Origin of the sequence: Colwellia psychrerythraea, from assembly GCF_000764185.1 — a bacterium.
GTDB lineage: Bacteria > Pseudomonadota > Gammaproteobacteria > Enterobacterales > Alteromonadaceae > Colwellia > Colwellia psychrerythraea_B.
The window spans coordinates 86,544-106,751 of the sequence record NZ_JQEC01000016.1 but is presented as its reverse complement, the minus strand read 5'-3'; the positions used below and the strand labels follow the sequence as shown (position 1 = coordinate 106,751).

Here is a 20,208-nt window from a genome sequence, read left to right as displayed (position 1 = left end):
CTTATTAAATTACTTTTATACCTTTACCAATCAAAATGCACTCTTAAATCTGCATCTTGAATGGTAATGGGTATACCACAGGAATACTGACATGAAACCTTCAATATTTAACGTAATACCATCCGCAATACTTTTAGTTTTACTCTTTTTATTAACACCTAGTTCAGCGCTTTCTGTTGAAGTTGGTGACACCCTTAGTGAAGACCTACAAAAGCAACTTAACATTCCGAAAGGGCAGGTTGGCGTTGTTGATTTTTTTGCCTCTTGGTGCCTCTCTTGTGCAAAAGAGATTCCAGATATTAAGAAAATGATAAAGCAAGACAGCCAACACAAAATGTATGTCGTGGGCATTGATGTTGATGAAGAGTTAGATGAAGGCATAGCCTTTCAAAAAGAATTAGCTATAGACTTCCCTGTTATTAACGACGTTGAGCAAACAATCATTAGTGAATTCTCCCCTATAGCCATGCCAGCTTTGTACTACATCATTGATAACAAAATAGTCGGTAAACATATTGGTGCTGTTTCTAATATCGATGAAAAAATTATAAATGATTTACAAAAGTTGGGGGTGGAAATTTGATGAAGCAAGCGATGAAAATAAAATTACTGTTAATTGTCTGCTGTTTTACCTGTAGTGCCTGCAGCATTGTGCCGGTTAAATCATGGCAAAAAGCCACACTTGCCGGAGAAACCATGCGTTTTGGCGGACCTAACCCAATGATCAAAAAGTTTGATGAACATATTTATACCTCTAAAGAAGGCACTAAAGGTGGTGGCGGTGTATCAGGTGGCGGCTGTGGTTGTAACTAAAAACAGCGTTATTTATCAATAGAAAAATTTAATCGTTCGACATAATTAATCATAGTTGCCAAAAAAATTAACCCATAGAATCTACGCATAGAAATATATTAAATGAACCAATGTCATATTACCCCAGCTCAAATAAGCCCAGTTCAATATCAGGAGAATGTTTATGAAAGCTAGCCGTAAACATTTGAAACTCTTAGTCATCACCTCTGTTGCTACCGCTACATTACCTTTAACAAGTTTGGCTGAAGATAAAGTGGCCATTCAAATACAGCAATATAAAGAAAATGATGATCGCATTAAAGTTCTTGATGGAAAGCTGAGTATTGAGCATGACTTTGGGCCTAATCATACCTTAAGTGGTGAGTATGATTGGGATAGCATTTCAGGGGCATCGCCTACATGGGATTCAACAACCGGAGCTTCCTCTGAAACTGCATCCGATGCCTTTACTGGCGCTTCTGCTTGTGTGCCAGAAGAAGGTGAGAATTACTATAATTATTGTCGTAATACCCGATTAATTAATGGTGTTGTTGGTGATGGTGATACTAGCCTTGATAATTTTGTTTATAAAAATGTACCCTTAAAGGATCACCGAGATTCACTCGCCTTTTTATATACTTATCGTACTCCGACTATGCGAAATGAGTTAAGTATTGGTGCCAGTTATTCAAAAGAGAATGATTTTAAAAATACCGGCCTTTCAGTAGAGTATTTAATGTATACCGATCGCAGCAAAAATAGATCGATTACTGCCGGCGTCTCCTACATGAAAAATGAGGTTTATGATTATTTAGGTGAAAAAGATGAACACGGCGAATATAGCTTAGGTAGTCAATGGAACGACTTTGATTTAATCAATGGCCAAGTAGGCATTACTCAAGTATTTGATGCAAATACTATCGCAAAATTCAGTGCCTATTACATGTATGAGGATGGTCACTTATCAAATCCATATTTCAATGTAGTAAGACGTATCAATGTTATTGACTCTAGTAGCGATGAATATACTAGCGCAGATATTTACCCTAAATATTATTTAGCAAGAGACTCTCGCCCGGAACAGCGAAAAGCAGGCGGTATCTCTATTCAAACGGCAAAATCTTTGAATGAAAATACCACATGGCATACCTCTTATCGCTTCTACCAAGACAGTTGGGGAGTGCAATCTCATACGCTAGAGTCAAAAAGTTATCACAACATTACTGATAACGTGCGCTTCTCGCCAGTATTACGTTTGTATACTCAAAACGCAGCCAACTTTTTTAAAGCCCATGATGCTGTTGATAACATATTTTCTGAAACAGGTTATGCAACAGCGGATGATCGCTTAGGTAACTTTAATGCATGGACAGGGCAGCTTGGCTTGGAGTACCTAGAAAGCAATAAGCTTACCTGGAATATAGTGTTGGGCTATCAAGATCAATCTACAGGCCTAACCTTTGCTTGGGTCAATTTTGGCGCACAATACAGATATTAATTGTTGAATGTTAGTTATTGATGATTAGTTATTGCTCATTAGCGGCAAATAATTAGCTGTAAATAGTTAATTGTAAATGTTAACTGAAAAATATTAGAGATAAATACATGAAAATAAATGATAAAGTCAACTTAGTTCTGCTCATGATGATGGCGATTTTATTGCCGGCTTGTGAAGAAAGTGATTATAAGGCTGGCGATTGTAGTGCTGGGTCTATTTGTGCTTCAGAAAGTACATTTAACGAAGTTGAACTAATACCTGAACCGGTACCAGAACCTGTTCCAGACCAAACGGCATATATAGAAAAAGATGGTGTCACAGGAAAGGTACTCGGCGCTGATTATTGGGTGAATGCCGTTGTATGTTTTGATAATAATAGAAATGCGTTATGTGATACCTCTGAGCCTAGCACCGTAACTTTTGAAGACGGTAAATACAGCTTTAAAGCCAGTGATATTATTGCCAGTATCAGCAGTAATGCACCTTTGTTGGCTAGAAAAGATAGTGAACAAGATTCCAAAGGTATTGCCTTATATGCACCAACACCGATAAATAGTGCAGATAAAAATATAAACATAACAGTGTTTACTACGCTTGTTCACAGTGAAACCCAATTTAATCCATACACTTTAGCCAATACAGCAAGTGCGCAAGAATCATTAAAAGTAAGTGTTGACGGGTTGAGTATTGATGGGTTTGGTTTTGCTAATGAAGTTTTATTATCAGGACAAGATTATCTTGAGAGTGATGTTGAAAGCGGAGTTGAATTAGGTGTTGATGATGTTATGTTTGCACAAATTGATGCTATTGCGACAAGTTTACATCAAGCTCAATCAATAGCAGCCACTGATATCTACAAAGCCGTAGCGGCTATGTTAGACAGCATGTATCAGCTAAATACTTACACTACGTCAATTAGTCTAGAGAGTATTAATGTCCAGAATATCCAAGAAACTGAAGTGGATATAAGTCTTTCGACACCACATGTTGAATGGGACATCGGTTATATTGAAGAGGAAAATTCCGACCTTGATGTACAAGGTGATTATGCCGTAGTCGGTTCAAAATGGCATAATCGTTTGATTGTGCTTAATTTAGCACAAGAAATACCTAGCACATTATCATTCAATAATTTTGCCGCATCACCTGATGTTGATCGTGATGATATTGATGGATTTACTGGCGCCTCAGAGCAAAGTTTAGCGAACATTCGCATAACTCCCCCGTCATCGGTGCAAAGTGTATTGGTTGGCGTAGAGAAAAAAAATAAAAGTGGTAGTGAAGAAGGTGCGGATAGTGGTGTAGGTTTATATCGCGCTAATTTCTCAAACCCAAGTGAGATACCTTTTCAACGCTTTGCTGGGGTAAGTGAGGGGCAAGACTTTTATTCATTTCCTGATTTAAATGCCATGTCATTATCGAGTGACGGTAGCAGGGTTGCTCTATCGGGAGGCAATAAAAAAATGGTGGTATTGCAAACGGATGATTTTAGCCTGCTGAACGAGTTTTCTTCTGATTCTAAATATCGCGCAGTTATACTAAATGAAGATGGGTCTTTGGCTTATGTTAGTTTATCAGCACCAGATCGTATGGAAATTCTCGATGTAACAACCGGGACTAAGCTAACCTCCCTTTCAACAGGCACTGAATATCCAAAAGAATTCAAACTTGTTCAAGGAAGTGAGCTTACCCAAATAGCTTGGTACCTAGGGAAAAGTAATATCCTTTCAATTTATAACGTCACTGATCCGAGTGTAGAGCCCGTTTTATTACATACACTAGCTGCGCAAAGTAATATTACCAGTTTTGATGTTTCACCTGACGGGACATTAGTGATTATTGGCAGTAGTGGTTCATTAGTTGTTTATTCGATAGAAAATAACACCAGCAAAGTACTGAAAACATTGTTAATTGAAAAAGAGATTGAGCTAGTCAGTACGCCGCTTAAGGTGGGCAGTATTGCTTTTTCTAGCAATAACAGAGCCTTGATTGCAACAAAAAATGCGCTTCAAACGTTAGATATTGCCTTTAGTGAGGCACCTAGCGCATGGAGTGATGAAACAAAGCAAGCATGGTTTGATGTTCATCGTGCTAATCAATAAATAGCGCCTATTTTTTGTCTCACATTTAGTCATTACTTATTACCGATTACTTATAAATAATCAGCTATTAATGAAGTAATGACTAAATCATTCCTCTTTACGGGTTACTTTCATGAAAAAATGTTTAGTTCATTTAATACTTTCCGGGTGTTTTATATTTTTTAGTTCATTTACCAATGCGGTTGATGAGTCAACACTATTGACCAGCGAACTTGCTTTTCCATTTATCGTGTCATTAGACAGTCCAGAAATGCTTTCTCTGCAATGGCATATTGCTGACGGATATTATCTTTATAAAAAACGCATAAAACTTTCTGCGACGATTGTTCATACCGATAACTCAACGAGTAACAATGTCCCTACAGAGCAAGCAACTCAATTAGGTGCAGCACAATTTCCCGCCAGTTTATTCATTGATGATCCTGCGTATGAAGGGTTGGAGGTTTTTAGAAATACATTAATAGTGAAATATGCGCTTAGTGGCTCTGAAACATCATTTGCCAATACCAGCATAAAAATTAAATATCAGGGCTGTGCCGATGTTGGCGTTTGTTACCCACCAGTTAAAAAAATCATCAAGCTAGCGGATTTAAAGTCTAGCGTTAATGTATCTAATTTAACTAATGGCTCTGGAACTGCTGATTCTAGTAGCATTGATATCGATACTAAGGTGGTTCAAGGCACTAAATCAGAGCAAGACGCTAAATCAGAGCAAGATACTATAGCGAATAGCTTAGCATCGGATAACTTTATCTTAACTTTGTTTAGCTTCTTTGGTTTTGGTTTGCTTTTAGCCTTTACGCCGTGTGTTTTTCCTATGATCCCTATTTTATCAGGCATTATTATTGGCCAAGGAAAACAGCTCTCTACACGTAAAGCCTTCTCTTTATCACTGGCCTATGTGCTGGCAATGGCATTAGCTTACACCGTGGTGGGAGTGCTAGCCGCTTTATTTGGGACTAACTTGCAAATATGGTTTCAAAATCCTTGGGTATTAAGTAGTTTTGCCGGTATTTTTGTGGTGCTATCACTGTCAATGTTCGGCTTTTATGATGTGCAAATGCCGTCTTTTATTCAGGTAAAGTTAAACAACCTAAGTAATAAGCAGGAAAGTGGTAATTTAATCAGTGCAGCCATTATGGGCGTGTTATCAGCGCTAATTGTCGGGCCATGTGTTACGGCGCCATTAGTGGGCGCACTTATATATATTGGGCAAACAGGAGATACTGTTTTAGGTGGTGCGGCACTGTTTTGCTTAGGTTTGGGTATGGGCGCGCCATTACTCGTTATAGGTACCTCCGCAGGTAAAATATTACCTCGTGCAGGTATGTGGATGGAGGCAGTGAAAGGTATTTTTGGTGTGCTTATGTTGGCCGTTGCTATTTGGTTATTAGCGCGCATATTGCCACCATTAATTACTCAACTATTGTGGGCACTGCTATTGATTGTTTCTGCTGTGTATATGGGGGCTTTACGTCAACATAATAAAGATACAACACAATGGCAGTTGTTATGGAAAGGTCTTGGTTTATCACTATTGCTAGTCGGCGTTATCATGATTGTTGGTGCCTCTACCGGGAAAAGTAACCTGTTATCTCCTTTAGCAAACTTAGGCAGCGGTGTTAATACTACTTTACCTAATGAACACAAAGGCATTGTCTTTAAATCAGTAAAAAGTATTGATGGTGTACAGGCAACGCTTAAGCAAGCAAGTAAAAACAAGCAAGTTACCATGTTTGATTTTTATGCTGATTGGTGTGTCTCTTGTAAAGAAATGGAAGAGGTCACTTTTAAAGATGCCGAAGTTAAATTGAAACTAGCCAAGGTACATAAGATTCAAGCTGATGTTACCGCCAATGATAATATTGATACTGAATTATTGAAACATTTTGGCATTATTGGTCCACCCGCCATCTTATTTTTTAATGAACAAGGTGAAGAGCTAAGAAACCATCGAATAGTAGGCTATATGGATGCAGATAAATTCTTAAAACATATTGCTAAAGTGGTTGAATAGTGAATAATCACAGGTCTTAGCAATACCTTAGCAATACCTTAGCAAGGCCTTGCCAATACATAACGATTAAATGGTTATTAAATAACAATTAAATGATGAGTTAAATGATTTCGCATTCAAATACCAAGCTAAAAAAATATAGTCATCAATTTAATTGCATGACCACACCCTGTGAAGTGCAACTGTTTGCTGCGGATGCCAAAGCGGCGGGCAAGGTTGCGCGCTTGATTGAAAAAAACACCCGTAGACTAGAAAAAAAGTATAATTTTTTTAGTGATGACTCATTAATTGGCAAGATTAATAATCGAGAACAAGCGACTGTTAACATTGATAAAGAAACCCATCAAGTATTATCACTAGTACAAACGTTATCAGCTACAACCCAAGGCAGTTTTGATATTACTGTCGGCACATTAAAACAATGTGCAAAACAGACTACAGTAGCGAAAATAGAAGCTTGTAGAGCTAAGTTAACACCTTTTATTGGTGCTGATAAATGGCGATTAACAGAAAATAGTCTCCACTTTTCAAATGAGTATGTGAAGCTTGATTTAGGTGGCGTTATTAAAGAGTTTGCTGTTGATCAAGCCGGTGCAATAGCTAAAAATGAAAATATGGCTGCTTTAATTAATTTTGGTGGTGATATTTATGTCAATGGTAACAAGCCTGATGGCTCACCATTTAACGTAGCCATTAAAAATCCAAAGAACCCACAAGAAAATATAGCTATTTTACAACTGAGCAACCAAGGGCTTACCACATCAGCCCACTATGAACGTAGCACACTGGTTGAAGGGAAAAGCTATTCACACATTATCAACTCAAAGAGCAGTAACTCAAAGAGCAGTAATGCAAGCAGTAGCAATACTAATGAAAAAAAGAAGCATAATGATAAAGCGAGCAACACTTCAGCAATACTCTCAGCAACTGTTATTTCTCATTCAGTATTAACGAGTGGTATTTATTCAACCTCTCTGATGGTCAATTCTAATTTAATTATTGAGGGCGATATCAACGTAGTTATGATTGATGAGGAATTACGTTTGCATCAGAATATTTTCTGATTGCTAATATCTAAGTCCTGCTTATAGGGTTTTGACACTCTAAATAAATTTGAAGTTACTAGACGATAAAGATAAATCAGCATTTGTCTTTGTTATATTTGCCTGGTCTATAGTGATTGGTTTTTGCGATTGCGCCTTTTCAATATTGCCTGTTGTTAAGTAATCTAGCGCTTGGTTTAGACATTATTTGTAAATTAAGCAGTTGTATTATAAAGGGTACAAAAACTACAAATAAGTTAATAGTAGGGGAGGATAGATAGAGAGAGTCACTTGATGTTAATCGAGTGTTATTATAAATTATGTTATGTGGTTATTGAAATGGATAGGATAGCTTAAAGTATAAATTGGATAAGAATAAAGCATGAATACTAACTAGGAATAACTATTGCCCAAACCTATTAGACCATTAATATTAGCCTTAGCTGGCGTTGTTACCTTTTTTCCTTATCATTTTATTGCGAGCTGGTTAGCGGTTTTTACTAAAAACCCAGAAAATTTTGCCTTAGCTACGTTACAAGTCCTCAGCGCTATCCTGCTATTTTTATGTGTTAAGAAAAATAGTTCACGTTCATTTAAATTGTTCTGGCAATACTTACTGCTAGCAATACTAGCTGTCATAGCAAGTAAATTTTTAAATGGCACACCGGCAAGTATCAGTCAGCAGTTATATCAAGACTTTGCTTCGCTATTTATTTATTTCTTTATTTTATTAGCAATAGAAACCAACCCGCACTTAAGTGATATACCGCTCAATAAATATATTAGTGGTCGGGTACCGGCTATATTTTTCACGCTGATTTGTTTTTGTTATTTTATTCTGTTGTCGGCAGAATTTTCAGGTGAAATATACCAAACAGCCAAGCCCTCGTTGCTGTTTCACCTATTAATAAATACCCTGATTATTACTAGGTTAATACAGTGCTTATTAAATGCTAAAGATAACTTCTGGCGTTACACTTTTGCACTACTAGCTTGTAGCGCAGTATTTTTATTTATTGGTAATCTAAGTGCCTTTATACCTGATGATTCTCAATTATTTATCAGCCAAGGCAATAGCAACAACTACTATGTTCAGCTTATTGCTCTACTGCCTTATTTTTTATTGATACTTACCGCCAACATTAGCTTAAATACCAGGAGATTACCTACGGCTATAGCAAAAGAGGATAATCCAGAGCTATATATCTTACTGCTTATGTTAATACCCTCGGCAATGCATTTATACGGTTTTGAGCAAAATCTGTTTTATAGTGTCGATTCCAATCTGCAATCAATTGTCCTGCTTTTTTGGTTATTTTCTGCTGCGCTATTGCTAGCAAATATCGCCAATACCCGTCGTAGTCATACAAAAAAGCTCAAGCAAGCGTTATTCAAAGCCAAAAATCAGCATCAGCAACTTACTAATCTAAATAATGATTTAACTGATGCTATGATTAATAGTGAAGATAAAGCGATAGTCAGCGCTTCAAATAATGCCATTTTAACGACTACTGTCACTGGTGAAATCTTATCTGCTAACCCGGCAGCTGTGCAGATGTTTCAAAGCCTTGAGCAAGAATTAAAAGGTATATCAGTTAGTCAATTATTTGCACAGAAAGACGAAATGCACTTCTTTTTTGACTTCCAAAGTAATGTCTATTCATTACAGCGCAAAGGCGAGGGTATCTCGGTGGAGTGTGTCTCTTTGCGTTCAGATGGTACTGAATTTCCTGCTCAGGCAGAATTACAGTGGGCAGAGCGGGCTGAACAGCCGCTTATTGTTATCACTTTTATCAATTTATCAGCAAGAAAACATGCCGAAAAACAAGCCTTAGAATTAAAAGATAAATTCATCGCCAATATTTCACATGAATTTAGAACGCCACTAACCATAATTAACGGCATTATAGATAGGTATATAGATAAAACATCGGATGCACTAGAAAGTGAAGACTTAACCACAGCTAAGCGTAACGGCTTACGTTTAGTACGTATGGTTGAGCAACTGCTAGAGCTTTCTCGTTTAAGTGACAATCCGCAGTTATCGCTAAGCACCTACCGCTTAAAAAACCTTATGACGATGCCTGCAGACTCCTTTTCTCGCTTGGCATCACAAAGTCATTTAACTTTTACCAGTAATATACCTGATGATTTGTGGCTTGATTGTGATGGCCAAGCTTTTGAAAAAATAATATTTAACCTACTTGCCAACGCAATAAAGTACACACCTAAAGATGGTACTGTGCAAGTGAATGCCTATGTTGAACAAGACACCATTATTCTAGATGTTATTGATTCCGGCATAGGTATCAGTAAAGGCTCTCAAGATAAGATTTTCGAACGTTTTCAACGAGCGGACGATGTAAAAAATCAAGCAACTTTTGGTGTTGGTATTGGTTTATCTCTAGTCAATGAACTGGTTAAAGCACATGGCTGGCGTATAACTTTAGTGAGTGAACATGGTCATGGTAGTAAATTTAGCCTTTCAATACCGCTAGCTTCAGCAAATGATATTGAAGCGGAAGTACCGGTGAGTGTTTCAGAAAATGAAGTTGCCTCCTTACTCATAGAGCAGCGCTCAGTAGCTAGTAATCAAGCCAATCATTCACAGCAAGTAGTGTTGGTAATTGAAGATAACCTCGATATGCAAAGTCATATAAAGCAAGTGATTGAGCAGCAACATCATTGTATTCTTGCCGGTAGTGGTGAGCTTGGTCTGAAATTAGCACAAGAGTATATCCCCGATCTAATCGTTTGTGATTTGATGTTAACGGGTATTGATGGCTTTGAAGTGTTAACACAATTAAAACAAGACGAAATGACCGCACATATTCCGGTGATACTACTTACCGCGAGATCTGACCTTGAAAGTAGGCTTCAAGGTCTTAAGTTAAATGCGGATGAATATTTAAGTAAACCTTTCAACCAACATGAACTATTAACGCGTATTCAAAGTCTAATCGCCAACAGACAGCAGTTACAAAAGCGCTATTTGCAAAAATTTAACGATCAACAACAAGCCGAACAAAGGGCAGAGCGAAACACTACCAGTCAGAATAATGCAGCTAAACTCACTCAAGAAACAGGTGAGCCAAGCAGCCTAGATGATAAGTTTTTAGATAAGCTCGAAACGTTAATCGCCAAATATTACACAGAGCCCGAGTTAGATATATCATTACTGGCCAAAGAGCTAGCCATGAGTGAGCGGCAATTACAGCGAAAAATTAAAGTTATCTTAGGCATTACCCCTAATAACTTCATCAAAGAATTTCGTTTGAAAAAAGCACAAAACTTGCTTGTCAGTGGTGCACAAATAGGGCGAATTGCCTTAGATGTTGGCTTTTCTTCACAAACTTACTTTGGTCGTTGCTTTAAGGAAAGCTTTAACTGCACTCCAAAACAATACCAACAGCAAGTGGCACAACAAGATTCGACTAATGATTAATTAGGTCAGAAAATACCACAAAGCAGACATTAGTTAATAAGTGTCAAACACAGTTTTAGATTAGATTTGTTATCGACAAAATCCGTGTATTGGACCTAGTTGTTGTTTCCTTTTTAACAACTCAAATAACTCGCTGGTTAGTCTAACCTACTTAATTCCAACTCTAATAATTTCGCAATAAGATACAATATTCCAGGGGGATGGGTTTTCAGTATAGAGAATATTTATATTCTTCTTAGCTGTGATTGCAGTAAGTAACATCGAATAGGTAGCTGCATCTTTAGATGCATCTATCCATAAGCCATTGCTACATGTGGCTGTGTTCAAAGGCAATAATACAGAGGCGTTTTCAACTTCGATAACTGCGATATTTTGTACTCCAACAATGCTATGTTGATTAGTGTGAATATACATCATCTTTATATTTTCTGGTGTGAGATCTGTAACATGTTCCGTTGCAGAAGACGCACTCGCAGGTGAAAAAATTAGCATTAATAATATAAACCTATAAAAAACAATATTCAAGTTGAACTCCTATTTGGGTGACTAACGCCCGCTTAAGCGGAAATTAATGGTTGGCTAGGATAAGCGAATAAGGAGAAAATAACCAACTGTATTTTGTCCTTCTGTAACAGATTTTCAAGGTGGCTTATCAGTAATATTATAAAAAGCATTGAGGAATATATGGCAAATATATTTGAAGCCAACGTCAGCCATGCGCACCAAGAAGACCTTAACAAAAGGACTACTTCATTTGGAGTTCACTAATTTTTTATAATGAGATGTTAAGGGAGTAAAGCATTACAAAGTAGAAGTGAACTAATTTTAACAGCATTATTTCATCTTAGATCAGCACAACAGTCATTATAAACAGTCAATTCAAAGCCGATTTTTTGTAAGCCGTTACCTATATCCAATTTTATGGTTCACGCTTTATTTATAGTATAGGTATGTATGTTTTGTGTCGGAAAATTTTACACTTTTCACTTTTGAAAAGTTAGTTTTCTATTGAGGGTTTATTATCTAATTGAATACCCACAAGTTACTTTTGATAGGAACAATTTATGCATTTATTTAAGCTTTTCTATTTGAAGATTCTGCTTTGACTAGTATTCAGATTAAAATAGAGACTTCTAGTTATGAATGTAGAGAGAAGAGTAAAAATACAGAATTATAAAAGATAATACAGAGCGTTTATCTATTTCGTAAGAAATAGTATTGATAGAGGCATTCTCTTTAGGTTTTTTATTAAAGCACACTCTTGTGGTAAGTGATGGGGTGTTAGCTATCGAAAATGAAGGTGATTGTTTACTTACTATAACGTCAAGCGGCATTGCTGAATATAACTCTCTGCTGGTTGTTAGGTAATAGTTTTATTTGATGTCATATAATAAACTAGGCTGAGTACAGTATGAGTTTACTAAATGTAAAAAGTGCATTATCAAAATTCCATCGACGTCGTAGATCTGTAGAAAGCTATGAATGGTGGAACCACCTTAATTATGCTCAAAAATTTTCTGTAAGTTCATTATATAAATTTGGCTATGAAATTAACTTTGTTAGGATGATAGATCATAATAGCATCGTTATTATGTCACTCAATGTTAAAATTGTGACAGTTGACAAAGATGGCTTAATTGATTCTCAACCTGACATTCTAATTCGACGAAATTAAAATAGCCGTTATATATACCTTAGTGACTATGTATCACTACTTAGTCCGTTTGGTGGTATTAGTTATCGTACTAGGTAATAGCTGCTATGCTTGTTTTGTTGGACTATCTGCCGTTAGTTAAAAGTACTAGCTAACCCTGCTTTAATTTAATTAACTTACTTAGCTCGCCAATATCTTGTTGTTGAATGACATCTAAGTAGTTGAATGGTTGCACCTTAGGTGCATGAAAACCTAGCCAGTCTAATTGATTATTACGGGCAATTTTAAGTGCATGTTCAGTCAGCACACTGACTTGATCCCACGACAGTGCCATGGGTTGTTCAAAATTAAAAGGGTAAAAGGCATAGGCCATACCTGTTTTGATGTTGTGACCTAATACTTGCTCAAAGCGACTTGTTAAGCGAGTCACCAGATCACGGGTGTTATTATCCTTCTCATAACCAATAATCACAAAGGTATCATCAGTCCAGCGAATAACTAAGTCATCACTATTTCTACTATAAAGTAGTATGTCTGTGAGGTTAACTAATTGGCTATTGGTTACTTGCTCTATATTCTCTAACTTTATCATGACAAGTGATAAACGTGGCAATAGGCTACGTTGTACGGGCAGAATATTCTCATGAATTTGAGACATCAGTTGGCTGGCTTGTTCAATATATATATCTAAGTAACGACGACTTTTAACGCCAGTTACCTTATCAACTGTTGCGGCATCTTCTAGCTGCAGATTAGCTTGCTCAAGCTCAACATTTTTCAAGTGAAACTCTTGTGTTTTCTCTTTAACTTGCTGCTTTAAATTTTCTTTTTGTTGTTGCTCAATAAGTAGTTTTCGGTTTAAAAGACGCGAATATGCCAATAATAACAGTGCAATCAATGCCGCATAAAGAACATACGCCCACCAAGTATTCCAAGGCGCGGGCTGCACGGTAATATCAAGGGTTAAGCCCGATTTACTCCAAAAATTATCATTGTTAGCGGCAATTATTTGTAGTTGATAACTACCTGAAGGTAAGTTGGTATAAGTGGCGCGCCGTGACTTTCCGGCATCAATCCACTCTTCATCAAAGCCTTTTAGGCGATATTTATAACGTGTTGATTCTGGAGCCGTATAGTTTAAGCCGACATATTCGAAAGAAATAAGTTGATCACTGTAATCAAAATTTAATTGTCTTAATTTTGATATTGAGCTTCCTAGCGCCATTGGCTCATTCATTTTTAAAACATTTGTTAATCGTACTTCAGGTGCTGAAATTCGGGTATTAATTTTTCCTGGGTTGATGCTATTCATACCTTTACCTGCACCAAAATATAAGGTGTTATCCAATGCCTGAAATATTGCTGAATGGGTATATTCTAGATCTACTAAACCATGAGTAAGGTTGAAGTGCTTAAAACTTTTTTCATGAGTTGAATAGCGGGAAATGCCTTTACTCGTACTAAGCCATATATCATCATAAAGATCTTGGACAATTCCATAAATTGTCTTACTTTTCATGCCATCTTTTGAGCTTAAATGGCGAAAGGAAAAGTTATTATTATAACGATTTTCACGAGTTAAAATGTTTAACCCTGCCGCTTGAGTTCCTACCCAAAGGTTTTGCTGGTTATCGAGTAACATTATCCAAGTAAAATCATCAGATAAGCTATTGGCATTTTTGTCATCGTGCAAAAAATGACTAAACGTTTCGATTTTTGGCTCAAAGCGACTAAGGCCGCCACCAAAAGTTGCTAGCCAAATAAAGCCTTGGTCGTCCTGCAGTAACTGTAAAATATTATTACTGCTGGGGCCTTTGTCTGTATTTAACTTGTTTTTTACAAAGCGTTTAAACGTGCCATCCTTATTAAGGCGATTTAGCCCTTGATGGAAAGTGGCCACCCAGATAGTGCCACTGTGGTCTTTAATAATATCGGTAACACTATTGGCTGAGATAGACTTGTCATTGTTAATGTCGTGCTGATATCTGGTGATTTCATGACTAATCATATTTACGGCATATAAACCCGATGCACGAGTTCCCACCCAAAGGATATCGCCATCACTGAGTAAGCTCATGATTCTAAGTTCAGCGAAAAAGTGCTTGAACTCCATTTGACTAATTTGTTTATCGGCGGTGGTTAATTGATAAATACCACCAGTATAGGTACTAAATATTATCGACTTTTCATCAAATTGTGTAAAGCTGGTAATATTATTATTCCTCAGTGTAGGGTTGGTATGAGAGTTATATTGGCGAAATGTTGCCATATTAGGATCCCAACGATTTACTCCGGTAAATGTACCAACCCACATCATGTTATTTTTATCTTCAAAAAACGTTAAAATGTAATCATTACTTAAGCTATAAGGGTTACTTATTGAGTGGTTATAGCGGCTAAAATCATTTGTGGTATCGTTATAGATTGACAAACCATTATCAGTGGCAACCCATATGTTATTCGCTGAATCCTGATAAATTTTAGAAATAGAATTACTACTAATGGTTGAAGGGACGTCAGATTTAAATAAATAATGGGAAAACTCAGCGGAAGAGGGGTCATATTTAATTAGACCATTATCTATTGTGCCTATCCAAATATTCTCATTAACGTCCCTATATAAGCTATTAATAAACTTGTTAATGTAGTTAGCAGCATTACTGTCGCCAAATTTAATAAGCTTGATAAATTTTCCGCTTAAATCAAAAACAGAAATACCACCACCGTTTGTTCCTACCCAAATATGCTGGCTTTTAGTTTCAATAATTGAGTGTACGGTGTTATGGCTTAAGCTGTCAGGGTTGCCTAATTCTTGGTGTATTTGTTTTATTGACCACTGTTTATCTTTAGTGCTGATGATATTTAAACCATTTTCGGTACCAATCCAAATTTTACCTTCACTATCCTCAAATAAGGCATTCACCGTATCATTGCTCAGTGAAGCTTGCTTGGTGTTAGTGGTAAAGTGAATGAAATCTTGGCTACCGGCTCTAAAAAGATTTAATCCTCCGCCAAACGTACCAACCCACAAGCGCTGTTTTTTATCAATTAGGATTCGGCTGATCACATTAGAACTTAATGAATTGGGTAAAGCAGCATCATGATGAAAACTCAAAGATTGATGGCCATCAAAACGATCTAGCCCTTCAGATGAGCCAAACCACATAAAACCATCTTGGTCTTGGGCAATAGTTCGGACAAAGTTATAGGACATTGGATTATCAAGACCAAAATTTTTAAAGCGTTTGACCTCTTGAGCTATGGCATTGAAGTTAAAAATGATGAAGAACAAGAGAAGTAATTTTTGTTTCACGGAGGCCGTTCTTATTAATATTTTAAATAGAGAATATAAGTAAGTATATAAATAAGCCACTGTAAAAGCAGTGGCTTATTTTCAATTTAGTTATTGAGGTTCTACCCAGTTATTGACGTTAATATTGGCAACTTTGTTGCTATCAAAATTCAAGCGCCAAATAAGGGCATCAGTCTCAAAGTTTAATCGCCAGATAAGCGCATCTGTTTCAAAATCTAGGCGCCAAATTAACGCATCTGTAGATGCAGTGTTGTGCCAATCTTGAGTATTTCCGGCATAGTTTAATCGCCAAATTAATGCATTGCCATTTAACGAGTTATCAGCTATTTGCCAAACATAATCTGCACCAAGTCCTTCAACATAAAAATTACCATCATCATTGATGTTTGCCGGACCATAGAAGTGCTTATCACCGGATAAATCCTGTGCTATATCTAATGCCTGATTGGCACATCCTGTTGTAGTACTTGCTAAGGCATCTTTCGCATTAACAACACCTGAGCCTTGTTGGAATACACTGTAGGCTAATTTACCTTCAGTGGTCATTGCAGCATGAGCGCTATCCATTAGACGACATTTGACTTCATCAGGTGTCAGCGAGGGATCTTGTGTCAACATCAAAGCAACGACGCCAGAAACAACTGCTGCAGCCTGAGAAGTGCCCGACATTTCAAAATATTTTCCACCATCATGGTATTCGGGGTGCTCGGCTACAATTTGAGTGTCGTAAGCCATCAAGCCTGTTAAATGTCCACCCGGAGCTACTATTTCTGGTTTGACAAATCCGGCTGGTGTTGGTCCTGCAGCACTAAATGTGGCTAATTTATCATCACTTGAATCTAACTCAGTATAATTATCTGTCATCGCTCCGACAGTAATAATATAAGGAACGTTCCCCGGTACACCAATAGTCATGGGATCTGGGCCCTTGTTACCTGCAGAAGCGACAACAACAATACCCGCTTGCCACGCTTTCATAACTGCCTGATTTAAAGGATCGTCCCAATAATAAGAACGTTGCTGACCACCAAAGGACATGTTCAATACTCTTAAGTTAATCTGATCTTTAATTTGCAACGCCCAGTCAATACCACGGATAACATCGGCATAAGTTGCCTTGCCTTGTGCATCAAAGGCTTTAATACCCACAAGTGCAGCGTTTGGTGCAACACCATAAACTTTACCGTATACGTCATAGTCGGCATTACCGGCAATACTAGCGACATGAGTACCATGGCCACTTTCTTCATTGCTATAATTACTGAGGGTGTTATTTATTGCGTCATATGTTCCCCAAAACTTATCTCGTCCGTACAAATCTGTAGATAAGCCAAGTCCTGAAGATGTTCCTTGTAATTGATCTAAACCGGTATCCAAAAAAGCAATAGTTACACCATCACCAAAGTTTCGCGCTGCATGAGCCGAGCTGGCATCAATAAGGTCATTAACAACGGATTTAGGTTGCCATTTTCGTTTTCCCCAAGCATTACCGCCTGACAATTCGACTTGATGATTTTTGGTAATCGTAAAGTGAAGCTCTTGCTTAAATTGAGATAATTGTGATTGATTCAAATCAACCGCGACAGCATTAATAATGGCGAGTTGATGAGTAGGTTCTAGGTTAAGGTTTTTGATTTTTTCTTTTAGTAACGGGTAATTTTCTGAGCTGATTATATAAGACTCAGTATATGACTGAGTGTCATCGTTAATGGTGTTGTTTACAGAAAGGCTGATAAGCCACATTGATAAACTAACAAAGCCTAACAATGATAGTGGTTTGATTATTTTTTTTACTGAGTTGTTCAACATTTTATTCCCCTATGTCCAATACATCTTTCAAAAGAACGTCTACATTTCTGAAAACATTAGGGTGTTCTTGCTTACATCTTGTCGCATCCATTCTTACTTAAATTACAGTTGTAAAAAAGAAGTTACAAAAAACACATCGCTACAAAACATAGACTAAACACGGTCTCACCACAATCTTTTTTTATTTTTAGGGTTAGCAAAAGTAAAAACTGCAGTGGCTTAAACGAAAATATCCAGCCCATATAATGAGCTGGATATTAAGTACTTGAAGGGAACTATTTCAAATACTTAACTCGGTTCAAATTAGAAGTTAACGGTTACTTCCGATGAACAATTATCGCTACCTTGGTCACATACTTTATAAGTAAATGAGCCGTAAGTCCTGAAGCTATCAGTATAAGCACCATCGTTTGAGGTAGTTGTTCTTAAAGAACCGTTACGGTAGATTTCTACACTTGAAGTAGCAGCACCTGACCAAGTTAGGTCAACTTTGTTTTTACCTTTAGAGCGGTATGCTGAAGCATCAGCGGTAATATCGCCACCTACTGGAGGGGGAGTAACACCACCATCACAACCATTAGCCGTTAAGTAATCATGAGCAGCTTTTGCTTTTACGATACCATAACCGAAGTAGTCATCGTGACCTGCAGCACCGTTATCTTCTGCCGTTGCTTTTAATGCTTCACGAATTTCTGTACCAGTACAACCGTTATGGTTAGACCAAACTAGAGCAGCCATACCTGATACCGCAGGTGTCGCCATAGAAGTACCGCTCATGAATCCGTAATCGCTAGTACCAATTGTTACATCTGCAGTGTTAGCAGCTAAAAGAGCAGCTCTGTCTTCAAACGTTGCACCCACAGCAGGAATAGATGTTGCGTTGGTATCACCTAAAGTACCGTAAAGCATACCAGCTTCATTATTGATAAGAATTGCACCAATACCGCCTGAATTCTCACAGTTTTGTACTTTATCATGGAAAGAAATAACACCACGGTCAATCACACAAATATTACCGTTAGCGCCAGAGTCTGTTGCTTCGGCAGTACCCATGTAATAAGTATTACCTGAAGCATTACCCGCATTTTCCATTGAAGACGAAATAAAAGCTTGGCCATCAGCTGTCATTGAAGCGCTAGTCGCCATACCTGCTGGGTAAGTTGAAAGCGTGTCTACACCACCTGCGGTAACTTCTACACAAATTGACTCATTGGTTGTCGTTGTTTGCTTTTTACCTCTACCGGTCGTTTCTGTACAGCTAGGGTATTGAGAGAAATCGGCAATGTTATTATTATTGTCGTTTGCACCAATCATCATTACTGATGGATAACCGGCAGGGAATGAACGAACATCGTTACCATCGTTACCTGCAGCAGCTAAAACTAAACCACCATTATCAGTAAAGGCTTGAAAGGCATTCTCTTCAGTGCTGTTTGCACCACCACCACCAAGACTCATGCTAATAATGTTTGCACCAGCATCTGCACACTTGTTAGCAGCATAGGCTAAGTCAGAAGAGTAACCCCAACCATCAGCGTTAAACACTTTAACAATGTGCATATCAACGCCGGGAGCCATACCCACAACACCAACGTTATTGTCTGCAGCACCTATAGTACCAGCAACATGTGTACCATGAGGACCGCCGTTTTCATCCCAGTTGCCAGTGCCAGAGTCATTATCACCAGTGATATTGTTCCATATGAAATCTTGGTTAGAGCGATCTAAACCAGAGTCAATAACACAAACCTTCATACCGGCATTAGCGTTAAAGCTAACTTGATCAGCTTGTGACTGATAAACAGCGTAAGGCGTTAGCTGCTCAGTCATGGCATTGCCAGCATCGTCACTGTAAATAGATAAAGCCATACGACGTTGGTCCTCTTCAACCACTTGAATATGTGGGTTATTCAGTAAACCTTTAACGTCCGCTAAACTTTTACCTGAAAAGGATGCAGCAAAGAAGCCATTACCATCAACTTTAACATCACCGCCTAATTTCTTGGCTAAGGCTTTTACTATGCCTTTTTTACTTTCGTCTACTTTAATAATGTACCTGTCATCAGCTGCTTGCGCTGAGAATGCTGCGGTTACCGCTAAGGCTAGAACTGAAGTTGCAAATTTAGAAATTTTCATAGGTATTTCACTCTCTGTTTAATGTTAAGTCGTTTTATTCTTATTATTAATGACGCTAATTTTTATTATTTAGATGGACTATTTAGTTTAACTGTTTAGATGAACTGTCCGTTCTCCTTCTATATGTTTCACTTACTATATACACCTGCTTAACTCGGCTTCCTGCCTCTTGCATAATTCGATAGTAACAGTTAGTGAAATTGCCTCTAGTAAAATTCCGACAGCTTTTCATACAGAAACGACAGGTTTAATTAATATCTTTTGTTTTTAGTTGTTTAGGTTGTTTTTGTGAAAGTGTTTAGTCGGTTTTTTATTAATGTTTGTCGATAATTTACTAGTTAAAAAGCGGCTAAAGATTCAATCTGATAAGGGTTGGTTTTATGTTAAACACTAAAGCTA

Annotated in this window: 12 protein-coding genes; 8 read left to right on the top strand and 4 right to left on the bottom strand. The window is 37.5% G+C overall.

Annotation, left to right across the window (positions count from 1 at the left end; all coding sequences use genetic code 11):
• Window positions 1-91: 91 nt before the first annotated feature.
• From GAB14E_RS14505 to GAB14E_RS14535, 7 genes are all read left to right on the top strand, one after another.
• Window positions 92-583 (top strand): TlpA family protein disulfide reductase, encoded by a 492-nt coding sequence (locus GAB14E_RS14505; protein WP_052093598.1) that lies wholly within the window; start codon window positions 92-94, stop codon window positions 581-583.
• Window positions 583-813: a DUF4266 domain-containing protein gene (locus GAB14E_RS14510; protein ID WP_081967774.1), complete on the top strand. Its 231-nt coding sequence runs from the start codon at window positions 583-585 to the stop codon at window positions 811-813. Before GAB14E_RS14505 ends, GAB14E_RS14510 begins: the two co-directional genes overlap by 1 nt.
• A gap of 163 nt (window positions 814-976) precedes the next feature.
• Entirely contained in the window at window positions 977-2,290 is a 1,314-nt protein-coding gene (locus GAB14E_RS14515) for a DUF3570 domain-containing protein (RefSeq protein WP_033081773.1), read from the top strand.
• 107 nt (window positions 2,291-2,397) lie between these two features.
• Window positions 2,398-4,392 (top strand): WD40 repeat domain-containing protein, encoded by a 1,995-nt coding sequence (locus tag GAB14E_RS14520; RefSeq protein ID WP_033081772.1) that lies wholly within the window; start codon window positions 2,398-2,400, stop codon window positions 4,390-4,392.
• 112 nt (window positions 4,393-4,504) lie between these two features.
• Window positions 4,505-6,409, top strand: coding sequence for a protein-disulfide reductase DsbD (gene dsbD, locus GAB14E_RS14525; RefSeq protein WP_052093597.1), 1,905 nt, complete (start codon window positions 4,505-4,507; stop codon window positions 6,407-6,409).
• 104 nt (window positions 6,410-6,513) lie between these two features.
• Window positions 6,514-7,473, top strand: coding sequence for an FAD:protein FMN transferase (locus GAB14E_RS14530; protein WP_033081771.1), 960 nt, complete (start codon window positions 6,514-6,516; stop codon window positions 7,471-7,473).
• A gap of 385 nt (window positions 7,474-7,858) precedes the next feature.
• Window positions 7,859-10,897 (top strand): ATP-binding protein, encoded by a 3,039-nt coding sequence (locus GAB14E_RS14535; protein ID WP_033081770.1) that lies wholly within the window; start codon window positions 7,859-7,861, stop codon window positions 10,895-10,897.
• Between the two features lie 147 nt (window positions 10,898-11,044).
• On the opposite strand, the gene GAB14E_RS14540 is transcribed toward GAB14E_RS14535, so the two are convergent.
• Window positions 11,045-11,422, bottom strand: coding sequence for a hypothetical protein (locus GAB14E_RS14540; RefSeq protein WP_033081769.1), 378 nt, complete (start codon window positions 11,420-11,422; stop codon window positions 11,045-11,047).
• Between the two features lie 693 nt (window positions 11,423-12,115).
• On the opposite strand from GAB14E_RS14540, the gene GAB14E_RS24805 reads away from it, so the two are divergent.
• A complete protein-coding gene (locus tag GAB14E_RS24805; RefSeq protein ID WP_156115697.1) occupies window positions 12,116-12,265 on the top strand; it encodes a hypothetical protein in 150 nt (49 codons plus the stop codon).
• A gap of 437 nt (window positions 12,266-12,702) precedes the next feature.
• Here the strand turns inward: GAB14E_RS24805 and GAB14E_RS14550 are convergent, their stop codons facing one another.
• The 3 genes from GAB14E_RS14550 to GAB14E_RS14560 all read right to left on the bottom strand — a co-directional run bounded on the left by GAB14E_RS14550 (window position 12,703) and on the right by GAB14E_RS14560 (window position 19,809).
• Window positions 12,703-15,864, bottom strand: a complete 3,162-nt coding sequence (locus GAB14E_RS14550) for a two-component regulator propeller domain-containing protein (protein WP_033081767.1) — start codon at window positions 15,862-15,864, stop codon at window positions 12,703-12,705.
• A gap of 90 nt (window positions 15,865-15,954) precedes the next feature.
• Complete coding sequence (locus tag GAB14E_RS14555; RefSeq protein WP_033081766.1) at window positions 15,955-17,673, bottom strand: S8 family peptidase; 1,719 nt, start codon at window positions 17,671-17,673, stop codon at window positions 15,955-15,957.
• A gap of 303 nt (window positions 17,674-17,976) precedes the next feature.
• Complete coding sequence (locus GAB14E_RS14560) at window positions 17,977-19,809, bottom strand: S8 family serine peptidase (protein ID WP_033081765.1); 1,833 nt, start codon at window positions 19,807-19,809, stop codon at window positions 17,977-17,979.
• Window positions 19,810-20,208: the final 399 nt, after the last annotated feature.